11 protein-coding genes are annotated in these 15,418 nt (G+C 54.2%); 4 read left to right on the forward strand and 7 right to left on the reverse strand.

The annotated features are described in order from the left end of the window. Window positions 1–108: 108 nt before the first annotated feature. Together tatC and tatA are read left to right on the forward strand one after the other, a co-directional pair. A complete protein-coding gene (gene tatC / locus WBG83_RS04940; RefSeq protein WP_336743218.1) occupies window positions 109–870 on the forward strand; it encodes a twin-arginine translocase subunit TatC in 762 nt (253 codons plus the stop codon). A gap of 37 nt (window positions 871–907) precedes the next feature. After that, window positions 908–1,099, forward strand: coding sequence for a twin-arginine translocase TatA/TatE family subunit (tatA, locus tag WBG83_RS04945; RefSeq protein ID WP_336743219.1), 192 nt, complete (start codon window positions 908–910; stop codon window positions 1,097–1,099). A 185-nt stretch (window positions 1,100–1,284) separates the two neighbouring features. On the opposite strand, the gene WBG83_RS04950 is transcribed toward tatA, so the two are convergent. From WBG83_RS04950 to WBG83_RS04980, 7 genes are all read right to left on the reverse strand, one after another. After that, a complete protein-coding gene (locus WBG83_RS04950; RefSeq protein ID WP_336743220.1) occupies window positions 1,285–3,780 on the reverse strand; it encodes a glycoside hydrolase family 65 in 2,496 nt (831 codons plus the stop codon). Window positions 3,781–4,025: 245 nt separating this feature from the next. Then, window positions 4,026–5,507 (reverse strand): helix-turn-helix transcriptional regulator, encoded by a 1,482-nt coding sequence (locus tag WBG83_RS04955; protein WP_336743221.1) that lies wholly within the window; start codon window positions 5,505–5,507, stop codon window positions 4,026–4,028. A 317-nt stretch (window positions 5,508–5,824) separates the two neighbouring features. Next, window positions 5,825–7,537 carry a hypothetical protein gene (locus WBG83_RS04960; RefSeq protein WP_336743222.1) on the reverse strand — a complete coding sequence of 571 codons (1,713 nt, stop codon included), beginning with the start codon at window positions 7,535–7,537 and terminating at the stop codon, window positions 5,825–5,827. Between the two features lie 46 nt (window positions 7,538–7,583). Further along, a complete protein-coding gene (locus WBG83_RS04965) occupies window positions 7,584–8,882 on the reverse strand; it encodes an efflux RND transporter periplasmic adaptor subunit (protein WP_336743223.1) in 1,299 nt (432 codons plus the stop codon). Window positions 8,883–8,907: 25 nt separating this feature from the next. After that, a complete protein-coding gene (locus WBG83_RS04970) occupies window positions 8,908–12,021 on the reverse strand; it encodes an efflux RND transporter permease subunit (RefSeq protein WP_336743224.1) in 3,114 nt (1,037 codons plus the stop codon). A 179-nt stretch (window positions 12,022–12,200) separates the two neighbouring features. Then, a complete protein-coding gene (locus WBG83_RS04975) occupies window positions 12,201–13,574 on the reverse strand; it encodes a sensor histidine kinase (RefSeq protein WP_336743225.1) in 1,374 nt (457 codons plus the stop codon). Beyond that, the gene (locus WBG83_RS04980) at window positions 13,574–14,251 is read right to left on the reverse strand and encodes a response regulator transcription factor (protein WP_336743226.1); all 678 of its coding nucleotides are present in this window, start codon (window positions 14,249–14,251) and stop codon (window positions 13,574–13,576) included. Before WBG83_RS04980 ends, WBG83_RS04975 begins: the two co-directional genes overlap by 1 nt. 45 nt (window positions 14,252–14,296) lie before the next feature. Between WBG83_RS04980 and WBG83_RS04985 the strand changes: the two genes are divergently transcribed. Beyond that, entirely contained in the window at window positions 14,297–14,956 is a 660-nt protein-coding gene (locus WBG83_RS04985; RefSeq protein WP_336743227.1) for a DMT family transporter, read from the forward strand. Window positions 14,957–15,114: 158 nt separating this feature from the next. After that, entirely contained in the window at window positions 15,115–15,411 is a 297-nt protein-coding gene (locus WBG83_RS04990; protein WP_336743228.1) for a hypothetical protein, read from the forward strand. The last annotated feature ends 7 nt before the right edge of the window (window positions 15,412–15,418 follow it).

Consider the following 15,418-nt stretch of genomic DNA (forward strand, 5'->3'; position numbering starts at 1 on the left):
CGGTTGTCCTGATTCAGCGGCAGACGAAGCGCGGATGCCAGGACCTGGACCTTTTCCGGCCGCTCCAGCAGCCGCGCTGCGTTTAGCAAGTGCAAAGCAGGTGGTCAAATGGACCAAGAGGATTTAATTCTCCACTTAACCGAGGTGCGGCACAGGCTGCTCATTGTAGCCGGCTGGTTTATAGCTACGCTGTGTCTTGGCTTATACGTCTCCCCGCAGCTGCTGCTGCGGATGAAATCGATGCCTACAGCCGACGGCGTGCAGTGGAACGTGTTCTCATTTACAGACGGGCTGTTCATCTACATGAAATGCGCCTTCCTGTTCGGCCTGCTGTTTACCCTTCCGGTGCTGCTGTACCATGTATGGGCCTTCGTGAAGCCGGGACTGACCGACCGGGAAGCACGGAGTGCGCTGCCGCTTGTGCCGGTATCGTTCGTCCTGTTTCTGGCCGGATTGTGCTTCGGCTACTTCGCTGTATTCCCGATGATGCTGCGGTTCATGAAGCAGATGAATCAGAGCATTGGCGCGGTAGAAACGTACGGCATCGATCGGTATTTCTCGTTCCTGTTTGATGTGCTGGTGCCTATGGCCGTTGCCTTTGAGCTGCCGGTTGTGCTGCTCTTTCTGACCCGAGTCGGTCTTCTGACGCCTGACAGGCTGAAGAAGGTCCGCAAGTATGCCTATGTAGCGCTCGCGATTATCGGCTCCTGCATTTCTCCGCCGGATTTCATCTCGCATCTGTCCGTGACTGTACCGCTCATTGTACTGTTCGAGATCGGTGTTCTGGTGTCCAGCCGGGCGCTTCCGCCTCATCCGGATCAGACGGAAGCGGAGGAACGCTTAATCGTCAGAACTGAACCGGAGGCCTAGCCTCTCAGCCCGCAAGCAGAAGGAGGTGAACAAAACCATGTTCAACAACATTGGGGTATCCGGCCTGGCGATTATTTTGCTCATTGCGCTGATCGTGTTCGGGCCTTCCAAGCTGCCGCAGCTTGGACGCGCCTTTGGCGATACGCTGCGGGAATTCCGCAATTCCACAAGGGGAATTGCCGAGGAGCCGGAAGCTGAGCGCAAAGAGGAAGAAATCAAGCTTCTGTAGTGTGCCGCCGCTCCCAAGGTAAGCATCCAGCCAGCCGTCATGCAGCGAAGCACCGGACCCAGACGCGGTGCGAAATGAAAATCACCCGGCCCTTCCGCAGCCAGCGCTGCAAAAGGACGGGTGATTTTTGTATAGTTATGCTGATAGGAGGTATTGCCGGAATTTGCTCTTCGCGCCCCGTAGAATCAATCCAGCGGTGACAGCCCTTCCCAGCGAACAACCCATGAACCATCCTGCGGAAATCCCGGAGCATGGGGAAGCCGCTCCCCCGCGTGTCCGCCATTTACCCGGTTGTCCGCTGCAGCGCCGCTTGATGGATGGCTGCCGGTGCTTTCCGTGCCCCAGCCGCAAGCCATCATCGCCACAGCAATGAGCAGCCCGCCGTTTCCAGGCAAGTAGCTGGTCAGGCCCGGACGCTGATAGTTATGTCCGTTCGGCAAATATTTATTTTTGACCTGATCCATCAGGAGCAGGTCCACCGCTTGCTCCGGCTCACCGAGCCGCGCGGCCGTCATAGCCGCCATTGGGAAATCCCAGCCCCACGAAGTGTCCCAGCGCCAGAAACGGACGACCGTTTGCAAAGTGCGGCGCATCGTCTCCAAGTCAACCAGCGCACCGGGCAGCATTCCAAGCGCGCCCAGCATCGACGGATGATCCTGATTGAATCTGGTGAAGGACTCCGGGCAGCGCTCGTGTGCCCAATAGACAGAGTCCGTGCTCAGCCGCCCGGCATCCGAATAAGCCGATCCCGCTTCGATCGCCGCCTCTGCTGCTGACTCGGCGTTCGCCTGCGCTGCCTGAAGGTCTAAGCCTCCGGCAGGCGCTCCCCCTTCACGGACAGAAGCGGCGGAAGCCGGACTTACATCATGAGCCGCCAAAGCTGAAGCCTCACGGCCTTCTTCTCCCGTCACTCCCGGAAAAAGGCTGAATGCATCGAAGCCGGTGTCATCCGCAGCTCCGTGCGGATTCTCTGAATCGGTCGGCAGCCTCGTATCATCCACACCTGACGGGCCAACAGGCAGCGGGGAAAGATTTCGGCATATATGCGCCCAGCCTGCATCGCGGCTTAGACCCCTGCGCTCGCGCCACGTCTGTGCCAGCTCCAGCGCATAATGCCAGTATTCCAGCTCATAGGTCGGGTTCAAGGTAACGCCCGGAGCATGATTTTCTTGGGCGGGAATCATCGGAGGCCCGAGCACATAGCGTTGACCAGCTTCATCCCATACGGTGAACGATGCCATAAACTCCGCGCTCTCCTGTACGATATCCGCATACAGCTGCAGCGTATCTTCCGTCGGCTTGCTGCGGTAGACCAGCTCGGCGAGCACAATCGGGTGCGGCTGCTGCCAGATGAGCAGTGTCGCAATGGGGGACGGGCTTTGTGCTCCGTCCGGTCCGACCATCTTCGGCCAGCGGGCGCCGGAGTAGCCCTGTGATGCGGCGAGCCGCCTGGCCACAGGCAATATTTCATTATACCAGCCCATACTCCGCTCCAGAAGCTGTGTTCGCCCCCAGAGACCGAACTGAAGCGCGTGCCACCAATGCATCTCCAAATGAGGCTTGCCGTACCAGCTGTTGTACATCAGCCCGGTCTCCTGCGGTGGCAGCGATCCTGCACTGTGCAGCGCCAGATTGAACTGGGACAGAACAACCCGCCGCTCCAGCTCCACGGCGCGCGGGTCCGTGCTGCCGCTGAAGTCGACCGCTCCACCCTCGGTCCAAAACCGGGCCCAGTGCGATTTGCTGGCTGCCGCGATGTCGTTGAACGTCGTCAATTCCAGTACACGGTCTTGTCCCGGGCTAAATCCGAACGACAGCTCCAATACAGCAGCAGAAGCTTCCGAAGCCTTCGGGGCGTGAGCCTGATCGCTAAGCTGGCCGGACAAGCTTTCCCCGGTACGCAGCACAAATCGGTGCTCGCTTTCCTGATGCAGGTATCCTTGCGTCCATACCGCCGCCACTTGATAGCCGTCCTCATCCAATTGGCGTGTCCAGCGTGCGGAAGCCGGTGATGTCTGCTCCAGCTGCGTCCGGTGTCCGCTAGCATGATTCCAATTCAAGGAGATACTCTTCGCCCATTCGTTGGACTCGGCATCAGAGGCCGGGAAATCAAAGCGAACAGCAATCCGTCCCTCTGCAAGCAGCGGCGACTCAATCCGGATACCAATCTGATCGGTGTTCGGATGACAGCAGGTCCATACTCGAACCGGCTTCCCCTCAATTTCATATTTGCTTTCCAGCATGCCCTCCCACAAGCTCAAGGCTTGTTCCGGCTGCTTCAAATCCCCCGCCGCGGCCCGGCTCCCATCGGCAAGCAAGAACGATAAGCCGACTTGACCCAGCTGCATACGGTGCGGATTTTGCCGGAGCCAGTGATACGCCTCTTCATGTCCTGCGTCACTAACCGCATAGCCAACCTGACGGCCATAGGTTTCAAATTGCTGCAGGCTCAGCTCCTCTTCCGTATGCAGCCCCCGTCCGCCCGAATAATGCCAGCCCCAATGAGATTGGGTGCCAAGCGGAGTCACATATGCTTCGGGAAAGCTCTGCATCCCGGTAACATCCACATTGTATGCAAACTCCCCGTTACCGACCGCAAGCGGAGCAAGCGGCTCCACCCCGCGGATGACCGGATTGTGGCGGTTCACCAGCTTGAAACGGTCTATCGATTGCGTCGTCATGGTCTTCTCTCCCCTGTTTCTCAAATTCCGGCGCTACGTCCCACCACTCCGTCAATGGACGATATCAGAATTACCGTCATCATCATCAAAAGCAAACGCTTTCATCATAGCACAAATTTATTCTGTTGTCCCCCTTGCCTCGGTGTCCAGTCACGGTCCAGCTTCTATAAAACAGCCTACCTTGACTGTAACCAGGCTTAAACCTGCTCCGAGTCATCGAAGCAAACGACCGCCAGGACTGGCCCTCATGAGGACAAATGGCGCTGCTCTCTGTACTGTCCGGGCGTAATGCCCTCCATTTTCCGGAAATAGCGAATAAAGTTTTGTGCATTGTTGTAGCCCAGACGCTGGGCAATCTCTGTGATTTTCATGTCCGTTTCCCGCAGCATCTGCTTAGCCATCTTCAACCGGTACCGTGCCAAATAGTCGCTGAAGGTTTCCCCCGTCTGTTTGCGGAACACCTGACGCAGATAGTCCGGATTGAAATTAAGGCTGGCCGCACACGCCTCTAGAGTCAGCTCTGTATGATAATTTTCGTGGATCAGCTTTTTTATCTGATCGGATAGGAGGTGATCCTGGTTAGCCTCCTGCTGCGCGCGATATCGAACCAGCGGGCTTATCATTTCGGCTTTCAGCCATTGCTCCATCTCAACAGCCGATCGAAAGGAAAAAAAGCGTTCCAATAATGCAGACTCCTTCGGCAGCAGATGGCCCGTTCCATACCCGCCCGCCAGATCCATCAGGCTGATCAGCAGCTTCAGCAGAAACAACTGGCAGTCCCGGTAGCTCCCGCCCTGCCCGGCGGTAACGGACGTCATGAACTCGCTCAGCACCCCCTCGGACCGCTCTTGGTCCGCGGATTGAACGGCCTCCAGCAGCTCCACCTCCAAATGCTTCGGATAAATCGGTTGTCCGCCGGACGACTCCTCCATATCCTCAATCCGTAAAACAACCCCGCCGCCGCAGCGTATCCGATACTCCAGTGCGGTTATTGCGCCCCGATATGCCACAGCGCCATCCTTCATTTCCTGAAACACCCGACTCACTCCCGCACTGACGCTCAGCCCTAAATACTGCTTGACGGCCTGCTGTACCGCCTTCGCTTCTTCCAGCACCTGAGCCGCAAAAGCCTGCTCTTCCTGGGATGGCGCGCCTGCCAAAACAGCGACGCCACGGTTTAGCAGCACAGGACGCAGCCGCCGGGAGTCCGGAATGACCTCGGAAATAATATTATGCATGGCAAATAAGATGATATCCTCATCCACCGGTTCATAGCGGGTCTGCTCCAGACCGTCCGTCTGAAAAACAATGACCGCCAGCTGCGTCCAATCAGACACTCCGGCCTGTTTGATTTTCTCGGCAATCGCACTTCGACCGAGCTCTCCCTGCAGCAGCTTGATGAGGAAATACTCCTGGAGCTGGGCGGAATACATCTCTCCGCTCAAGTGCGGCTGCTCCCGAAGCCGCTGCAGCACATGGTTCGGGCTCGCTTCAGACTCCTCCGGCTTCCCGTCCTGGGAGTCCCCCCGTATCGTCCGGGATCGCCGGCCGAAGGCCAGATACATTTTGCGCGGCCTGTTAAAGCGGATTATCAGCAGCAAAGTGACAATCAACGCACAGAAAAGCGCCATAAGGATAGCCAATATATTGGGCTGCGCCAGCCCCATATCCAAACGTGCATACCGCAGGCTTGGAATCATGACGCTGACCACGTTTTCAGTTATCATGTGTCCCCCCCTGTCCGGCCGTTGCAGATCATTCGTCTACGAATGGTTAGCCAGCGATGTGCCGGCTGCCGCAGCATTCCAGGCATTGAAATGAAAGCAAGGTTTACGGCTGTGCCCTTCGACTTATGCTGTACAGGACTTTAGCCCGCAGCTTACCCCCACTATAATGAAAACAACCGATGCCGTCTACTCTTATTTTTTCCTCGGGGGGGCGTGCCCGCCATGCTGAAGGACGGCTGTACTCCCGGCGTTATTCATTTAGGTCGAATAAAAAAAACGGAAGCCTGTAAACAGGCTCCCGGTCTTTAAACACTACATTACTCTTCAATGGATTTAATAAAACGCTTCGCTTCCCCGTTGGCGGTTTGAATAACCTCATACAGGTTAATCGTCACCTTGGTCAGCTCATCTGCTTTGGAATTGGCGGTCAGCTTCTGCTTGCCGCTAATCAATTTATTGCTGCCGGTAAAGGAAGCGTCCGTCGAACCGATAATACGGCCCAGGTTATCCACCATTTCGAATCTCAGCTTGGAGAAGTTATCGTCAACGACAATGTTTTCCTCCTGCTTGATATCCAAATCAACCGTGATGTTGTACGTATACGTAAGCGGTGTTGTACCCAGCGTTGCGTAAGACAAATCAACATCCTTAAGCGTTACATTGAACGGATACAGCGACAGCGTGTCCCCGGTAACTTCCGGCTGAGCCGCTGTTTTCACAGCGGCAATCGCCGTTTTGAAAGGCGCCGCTGATTGTGTATCCATCAATTTCAGCGTCAGGTTATCCCCGGTCTCTGTTTTCGGCAGATTGAAGGAATAGCTGACCACATAGCTCAAGCCCGGATTCATGGTGGAGACTACGCTCAACTGGCGTGTGCCCGAATAGCTGGTGCCGCTTGCGCTGTCCAGCTCTGTTTGAAACGACGGGAACGGTGTCGGCACGTCACTGGTGTTCGTCAGCTTGAATTTTGCCACGGCTGTTTTATAGCCGGAATCTATATTCTCGTGCAGGTGAAGCTCCATGAGCGACACTTGGGTTTTGTTGTCAATCACCTTCGTCAGCGGATCAAACGGAATCGGTGTCCCGATGAAATATACACTTGGCGTAATTCCGTCAATTTGCTGCTGGGATGGCAATCCGACACGGAGCTTGCCTGTTCCGATTACGCTTTTTTCTGAACTGGACACGAACGTATCGGTGGTGGTAACAAGCAGGTTGGAAATCGTTACGCCGTTTTCAACCGGAATGGTAAAGTGAATATACTTTTTCTCCCCCGGCTCCAAAGTCAAGGAGTCGAGCTCGGTTCTTTGACCGTCGTACGACTTTTGATCGGACAACGCATCGATACGGAAGCCCGGCACCGTCTCGCGGCCTGTCCCCGGGTTCTCTGCCAGAACAGTAACCACTTTAACCGGACCATTAGCGGATTTCTGCTCCGAAATTCCGGTCGTGGAATAAACTAGCCCGGAGTTCACACCCGGAATAGCAAATGCTTGTCCCCATTCCACACCAGTGAGCTGCTGTCCTGGCGTACCGCCGGTTTCATAATAAACCTGCGATTCCGTCAGCGGAATTGCAAGCAGTGTCGTTTCTGTTTTGGGGTATGTGTATAAATCGACCTTCACGAAGGAAAGCTGATCGAGTGTGATTTGTTCTTTGCTGTCAATGACGGTTTTGTAAACCTGCTCGCCGATTTCATTCGGCTGCAGTGCCGCTTTATTGCCAGTGCTTGCCTTCAAAGTATACACCAGGCCGGATGTTGTGCGGACCTGAATATCATATTCGGGCACACGTGTCACAGCCGTGCCGCCATTGTACAAACGGACGGTCGCCGACAGCTGCAAGCCTGCTTCTACCGATTCGACAGAAACGCTTTTCACAGCAGTGCGGATCTCCGACGTTAAATCATAGCCTGTTGTCGGTACAACAATGACAGCGGTATTGTCCGCGGCCAGGGCCGGAAGTGCTCCCTGCAAAAGCATTGTGCCCAGTGCGATAGCGGTAATGCCTGTCTTCCAAGATCGTTTCATGTATGCGTCCTCTCCTTGCTCTAAAATGAATGCTTCACATGATGTATTAATTCTTCTTTGTCTCAGACGCAGAAGATGGGGATTGTGTTGCAGCTTCGACCTTCTGCCCGTCTTTTAACTGATTTTGCCCCGTTGTTACCAGCTGCTCGCCTTCCTTCACACCATCCAGAATTTCCTGGTAGGATCCGTTAATACGGCCCAGCTTCACTTTGCGTTTCGTGTAGTGGTCGCCCTCCAGCACAAAAACATAGGTGTTGTTATCCTCGCGCACAATGCTTAATGTCGGCACGACAACAACCTGCTGCTCAGCTTCTGTGTTGAGCTGCACCATGACACGGGTGCCGGGCTTCAGCTGGTGATCTGTGTTAGCGACCTCCAGCTCCAAGGTATAGGTTTTGGTTTCGGCACTGATGATTGGCGCCAGGTAACTAAGCTTGGCCATTTGCTTGTTATCCGGTGTATCTGGATTATAGTATACAAGCTCTTGTTTGTTTTTCACAAGCTGATAATTTGATTCGGTGAGCTCGGTTTTAATTTTGAGCGGGTCCACCTGCTGTACTTGTCCAACCTTGGCGCTGGCTGAGACCGTTTTCCCGCCGACAGCGGTAAAATCTGTAAGTATGCCGCTAACCGGCGCCCTTACACTATAATTTTCCAGGCTGCGCTGAGAATCCTCGAGTGACACCTTGGCCGACTCGGCCTGCGTCTCATACGTCACAATGGCGTTGGTGCTGTCATTGGCAGCCAGCTTGTTCTGAGCGGATTCCAGGCTTCGCTTCGCCGCCTCCACCTTCTGCTTGCCCTGATCCACCTCATGCTCTGTTACCGATCCCGCATCGAATTCGTTGCGGAGCTTGTTATAATCCTGCTCGGCATTGGACAAAGCCGTTGCCGCTGTTTCTACCGAATGAACCAGGTCTTTGCGGTTATTGACCTGATCCTCCTTGGCCTTCTTCAAATTTTGCTGCGCGCTTTGCAGCGACAATTCATTCTTGGCCCGGGAGGATTCGGCATCCCTGCTGTCAATCCGGAACAGCACGTCCCCTTTTTCTACATAATCGCCTTTGGATTTCAGCACCTCGACAACCTCTCCGCTCACTCTAGGAATGACATCCAGCGTGTTCATGGAGGTGAACTCGGCGACCTGCTCAATCGGCGCGCCGATGCTTTTTTTCGTAACCGGTTCTGTCTTCACTGCTCTTACCGACAATTGGGCTTCCGCCGGTCCATTCGCTCCCCCCGGACCCGAGCATCCGGCCGCAACGACAGCGGCAACCGTAACTACAGCAAGCATATGAAGCGGACGGTATTTTCTATTTCTAAGCTCCGTACTACCCTTTTTCATTGAATTGCCTCCTCCTCGTTGTTCTCTACACGTCCATAGTGCCGATCTGGGACTCGGCGTGATTTTTATTCCAGCCAAACAGGCGAGACGCCCAGTTTTTGAAGCCTTCAATTAATTCATAAACAATCGGAACGACCACCAGTGTCAGAAGCGTAGACGTAATCAATCCGCCGATAACGACAACGCCAAGCCCTTTTCCGATGAGTCCGCCCTCTCCCGAAATACCGAGCGCCAGAGGGATAAGCGCCATAATGGTGGCGCCGGCCGTCATAATAATCGGGCGCAGACGAACCTTGCCGGCCTCCAGCAGCGCCTCGCGGACCGTATAGCCTTCCTCACGGAGCTGCTGCGCGCGGTCGATAAGCACAATCGCGTTCGTAACGACAATCCCGATAAGCATCATAAATCCGATCATCGAGGTCACGCTAAGCGCTTCCCCGGAAAGGACCAGGCCGAGCAGACCGCCAATGGCCGCAAGCGGCAGGGAGAACAAGATGGCAAACGGCGCTGAGGCATTGCCAAATGCAAGCACCATAATCAAATAAACGACGGCTACCGCTACTGCCATAGCCAGATACAATTGCGAGAAGCTCTCGTTAATGTCCGAGGAAACCCCCTTCACCTCGCGCTGCACGCCATCCGGCAGCTGCAGGGAGGCAAGCTCGCGGGACACCTTCATGCTGACGCCCTGCTTATCCTCGGCGTTAATTTTGGCCGTTACCTTCAGCAGCTGGCTCTGACTCTCGCGCTGGAGCGACGCGGCTGATTGAACCTCCACAATCTTGGCGACCTCCTTCAAATACACCTTCGAGCCGCCGGTGCTGGTCAGTGGTATATTACCCAGCTTTTCCAGAGAGTCCTTATCGCTCAAATCCATAGAAACGGTAGTGGTATAAGTATAATTATCCAGCTTTGAATCTCCGAGCGATTGCTTCTGAATCCACGTCCGGGCGGTATCCCGCACAGTGGATGCATTCAGCCCATAAGCGCGGGCCTTGTTTTTGTCCACAATGATTTCAATTTCACTTTTCCCGTTGCTTAAGCTGTCCTCTACCTCGCTAAGCTCGGGAATCGTCTCCAGCTTTTCTTTGACCATGGCGGCCGCCGCTTCCAGCTTGTCCTGGTCTTCGCTTTTCAGATTGTAGGAGAAGTCGGTTGATGAGAAGCCTCCGCCCCCGCCAATCGAACGCGGTGTCACTTCCGACCCTTGCGGAAGCTCGGACAGGAGGAAGTTCTTCGTCTGCTGCTTTACCTTATCGGCATCTACGTTTTCATTGACTTCCACATAAATTTGCGCCATATAAGGCACTTGATCGCTGCCACGGTTGTAGCCGATCAGCGCCTCAACGAATTTAAACAGCTTGTCCCCGTTGGTATCCTTCGCATCCATCAACAGCGTCTCCAGCTCTTTGCTTTTCTCGTTCATCGCCGAGAACGACGTTTCGTAGGGAAGCTTGAGCTGGAAATACATAATGTTAGACGGCTTAGACGATGGAATAAACGACAGCTTGAGCATCGGCACTGTCGTCACCACCGTGACCACGAACAGGGCTGCGGAGATAAGCAGTGTTTTATAGCGGTGCTTCAGGCACCATTGCAGAACACCTTCATAGATTCTCATAAACCAGCCGGGCTGGGCATTCTCGTGCGAGGCGTGCGGTTTAATTTTGCTCCGCAGCACAAGCAGCTTGGCCAGCATCGGAATGACCGTCAACGCCACCAGCAGGGAAGAGAGCAGCGCGCACGCAAGGGTAATCGCAAACGGCCGGAACAGCTCCCCTACCGTTCCGCTGATAAATCCGATTGGCGCGAATACACTGACGGTTGCCAGCGTTGAGGAAGTAATTGCCGAGGCCACCTGCTTGGTTGCCAGCAGGATTACCGATTCTTTACGCTCCTGCGCCTTTTCCAGTGAGGAATACACATTCTCAATAACGACAATCGCATCATCCACGACCCGCCCGACTGCAATAAACATACCGCCGAGGGTCATCGTATTTAAGGTCAAATCGAATTCCCACATCAGCAGCAGCGTAATGAGAATCGACAATGGAATGGACACCAGAACGATCAGGGTCATTCGGACATTGCGCAGGAACACCAGGATCATCAGGGAAGAGAGCAGCGCCCCTACGATCCCCTCACGGAGCAGGCCGTGAATAGATTCGCGAATCTCAATGGAGCTGTCGTACGTGCTCTTGATTATCACATTCGGAAGCGAGGTTTTCCAGCCATCTGTAAGCTTGGTAAGCGCGTCGGAGAACTCGATGGCGTTGGCGCTGCCGGATTTGTACAGAATAATGCCGATCGCCGGCTGTCCGTCCATCCGGCCGATGAAGCTCGACTCTGTGACTGAACGCACATTGGCCAGCTGGGACAGCGTAACAATATCTCCCTTGCTTGTCGTAATCTCAAGCTGCTCCAAATCCTGAAGACTATTTAAATCCCCCCGCACCCGGGCCATCTTGTCATCGCCGTTGAGCTTCACGCTGCCGATGGAGGTTTTCGTCAGGGCGGCGTTAATGGCCGTCGTCACCTGGGACGGCGTCATGCCAAATACGCTCAGTGCATCCGCATCGAGCTCAATGTCCAGACTGGATTCACTGGATCCGATGACATCGATATGGTCCAGCCCCTTCAGGGCTTCCAAATTAGGCTCGATATGGTCCTCATACCGCTTGTTCAGGTCGGTCTGGCTCATGCCGTCGGCGCCGTTAATGACCAAATAGTTGGACGCCATGGACGAGACCCCGAAGGTGGAAACCTTGGGGGTACTTGCCGAAGCCGGAAGGGCTACCTCCTGCATCAGGCTTTCGATATCCTGCTTCTTCTTCTCGGTATCCACCCCTTGCTTGAATTGGACCCGAATTGTAGCGTTGTTGTCGCTGGAGGTTGAGCTTAGACTGTCCAAATCCTCAATATTGGCCAGCTTCTCTTCGATGGGCTTGGTCACTTCCTCCATAACGTCCTTCGGAGCCCCTGTGTAGGTGGCGCTCACCATGACCATCGGGAAGGAAATGTTAGGCATGTTCTCCACCTTCAGCTTGTCTGCGGCAAATATCCCGCTGCCGAACAGCAGGAGCATAATAATGAACAAGGCGGAAACATTTTTCATTGAAAATTGCGTAATGCGGTTCATCAGTGCACTCCCTTCATTGTATTGATGCGGCTTAGTTTGTCCTTTCCGTTTTCCACCTGCTTACCATACCGGACGATTATGAACGCAATATGAACAGCCGTGGGAGTTATTCCCACGGCTGAAGCACAATCGCTGGACACACTTTCATATCATAACGAAACAGGAAAGGCCGCGACTGCCTAAATCGGCTGCTGTTTCGATACGTAAGCGCGAATCGGCAAGGTTACGATAAAGACTGTGCCTTTGCCCGGCTCACTGCGAAGCTCGATATAACCCTCATGCAGATCGACAATTTTGCGGACAATCGCAAGACCAAGCCCGCTTCCTCCCAGCTCCCGGCTCCTCGCCCGGTCCACTTTATAAAACCGCTCGAAGACCCGCTCCTGCTCCTCCTTGGCAATGCCAATGCCGCTATCCCGGATCATAACCTTCATGCGATCCGTCAGAGGCTCCAGCCTGACATCAATCCGGCCTTGGGGCGGCGTAAATTTGATTGCATTGCCAAGCAGGTTAATCCACACCTGATTAAGCTGATCCGCATCCGCCGTCATCTTGACCTTGGGCAGGCTCAAATTCAGCTGCAGCTCCTTGGCCGACCATTGCGGCTCCAGGGCTACGGCAACCCGGCGCAGCTGCTCGTCCAGATGCAGGACAACCGGATGAAACGGGTGATGTTCGGATTCCAGGGAGGCAAGCTTCAACAGGTTCTCGCTTAAGCGCGACAGCCGCTCGGATTCCGTCCGAATAATGTCGATGTACTGATTTTTCTCCTCCTCGGGCATTTCCCTGGTCTGAATCAATTTGGAAAATCCGGAGATGGACGTAAGCGGAGACTGAATCTCATGGGACACATTGGATATAAAATCGCGCCGCATGTGTTCGATCTGCTCCAGCTCCTGAGCCATCTGGCTGAAGCTCCGCGCCAGTTCCCCCAGCTCGTCCCTCCGGCTCCGCCACTTGATCTGCACCTTGAAATCCCCTTTGGCAACGCGCCGTGTCGCTGCGGTCATCTGCTTAATCGGCCGAATGAGGAAGGTCGCCAAAATCAGAATAAACAAGCTGCCGGTCGCAAGCGAAACCACCTGCGAAATAACCTGCATTTCCTTCAGCTTCCTGGATTCGTCGCGAAACGCAGGCTGTACGAACAAGGCGTACGTTTTGCCGCCCCATTTCAGCGGATAACCGACAATAAACCGGACGTCCTTGTGATCACCCCGGTATATTTGATCCTGCAGCACCTGTTTAAACCCGTCCTCCGGGATAAACGGCTCCCCTTTTCCGGTTCCGAACTCCTGCCGGTTGCCTGCTGTATCCAGCAGCGTCACATAGTAGCTCCGGCTCCACTGCCTGGCCGCCAGGTATGTCCGCAAATCCATCTCCGGCATAAGCCGGTAAGTGCTCACAACGTCTTGGGCCGTGTTAAAAATCTCGGTCCGGAGCTCCTCATCGAACCGGTCCTTATACCAATAAACGGTCGTCCAGAAGGAAACCGTCATGCCAAGTATGACAGCCAGCAAAAAACAAATCACCACGCGCAAATACAGCGACAGCACTATATCCCCGCCTCCAGCTTGTAGCCAAGCCCGCGAATCGTCTTAATGATAAACCCGCTCGTCTCCTCCGGGAACCGTTCCCGGAGCCGCTTAATATGAACATCGACCGTGCGGTCGTCCCCTTCGAAATCGATCCCCCAGATTTGCTCAATCAGCTGATCCCTTGTAAAAATCTGGTTCGGATGCGAGGCGAGCTTGAACAGCAGCTCGAATTCCTTGGGCGGCAGCAGCATCGATTCGCCCTGAATCAGGACGCTAAAATAAAGCCGATCCATCTGCAGCCTGCCGATCCGCACCGTTTGCGAGGCTATAATCCGGTATCGCTTCAGCAGAGCCTTGACCCGCATCAGCAGCTCCATCGGATCAAAGGGCTTTACCAAATAATCGTCCGCCCCCAGTTGAAAGCCTCTGATCTTATCTGCGGATTCCGACTTCGCTGTCAGCATCAGCAGCGGAATATCCTTGTAATAGCTGCGAATTTCGCGGCACAGCTCCCAGCCGTCCATATAAGGCATCATCAGGTCCATAATGACCATGTCGACCGGTGTCTGTTCCATATACTGCAAGGCTTCGCGTCCATGCCCTGCCTCCAGAAGCTCGAAGCCTTCGTCCTGAAGCGTCGCCATAATCAGCCTGCGGATATGGACATCATCGTCTACTACAACAAGTTTGGTCATGTCCCGTTCTCCTCATTAGGAATAGTAAGAATTCACTGAACGATTTTGATCATAAAGCAGCCGCCTATTTATGGCAACATTTTGATCGGCCCGATACAGACCGTTATTTTGCTGATCATCTCCGTGCTGTGGTTTAAAGACAAGCTGTCCGTACGAGGCTGGATCGCCGCTCTCTTGTGTATCGCCGGAGTGCTGTGCATCAGCTGGAACGGCAAGCCGGTTTCCGCACTGTTTGGTGACGGGGGGGCATTGATAACGCTATTGTTCGTGATTTCTGCGGTCGGCTCGGCCTTTCATGTGCTCAGCCAAAAAATGCTCGCCTCCGATATGGACTCCGGCAGCATGAATTTTTGTATATTTGTGCTGTGCTCCGTATTTATGGCTGCACCAGTCCCGTTCCGCTTTGAAATGACCGGAGAGCCTGCCTTGGCTCCGATGGCCGCCTTGCTGATACTCGGGCTCATTACCGGGCTGAGCTTCTATTGGTTCTCCCAGGCACTGCGGGCCGTTTCCTTCCCCGTTGCCATCATTGTAAGCAATACCGCCGTGTTGTTCGGAATATTATGGTCCGGTGTCATTCATCATGATCCGATTACCGTCTACATCATTTCAGGCGCGGCTGTATTCGCCGCAGGGCTGGTCATTCTGAATTGGCCGGCGCGGCGCCCGGCAGAAGCGGATAAGCGCGAAGCCTCCTCCGCCTAACCGAAAACGGTGCAGAATGCCGTGGAAAATCTGCTGCGAGCGTCGGCATCACCGGCTACAGCCTCATTTTATAAACAGGTGTAACAAATATCACAGACAACGGATAGGAATAGACCTATACTAGTTAGAAACAAATTTTGACACATGGAGGATAGCTCGTGAAAATAGAACATATTATCCATTTCAAGGTTATCCGCAAAGGGGAAACAAAGCAGCTCCGAGGGCTTATTTATTTGGAGGAAAACCAGCTTCCCACGCTTCAGGATTATGAGCAGTGCCTCAAGCAGTGCGGTCACGACGTTCGTGTCGAGGACACGGAGAAATTTATTTTTAAGGCCTTTGATCACGGAGAAGAATACTTGATTGACGTGCTGGAGGATCACCAGAAGATGACGCGGGATCGCCAGGTTGAGAATTTGGCTTCCAATTTTATAAAAAAGGACCCCCTTCTTTAATACAGAA

This window comes from Paenibacillus sp. y28, from assembly GCF_037137075.1.
In the GTDB taxonomy this organism is placed as follows: Bacteria; Bacillota; Bacilli; order Paenibacillales; family NBRC-103111; genus JBBBNV01.

Coding starts and splice junctions, on each gene's coding strand:
- WBG83_RS04980 (WP_336743226.1), bottom strand. CDS start 14,251: ATGACCAAACTTGTTGTAGTAGACGATGATGTCCATATCCGCAGGCTG.
- WBG83_RS04955 (WP_336743221.1), bottom strand. CDS start 5,507: ATGATAACTGAAAACGTGGTCAGCGTCATGATTCCAAGCCTGCGGTAT.
- WBG83_RS04965 (WP_336743223.1), bottom strand. CDS start 8,882: ATGAAAAAGGGTAGTACGGAGCTTAGAAATAGAAAATACCGTCCGCTT.
- WBG83_RS04950 (WP_336743220.1), bottom strand. CDS start 3,780: ATGACGACGCAATCGATAGACCGTTTCAAGCTGGTGAACCGCCACAAT.
- tatC (WP_336743218.1), top strand. CDS start 109: ATGGACCAAGAGGATTTAATTCTCCACTTAACCGAGGTGCGGCACAGG.
- tatA (WP_336743219.1), top strand. CDS start 908: ATGTTCAACAACATTGGGGTATCCGGCCTGGCGATTATTTTGCTCATT.
- WBG83_RS04960 (WP_336743222.1), bottom strand. CDS start 7,537: ATGAAACGATCTTGGAAGACAGGCATTACCGCTATCGCACTGGGCACA.
- WBG83_RS04970 (WP_336743224.1), bottom strand. CDS start 12,021: ATGAACCGCATTACGCAATTTTCAATGAAAAATGTTTCCGCCTTGTTC.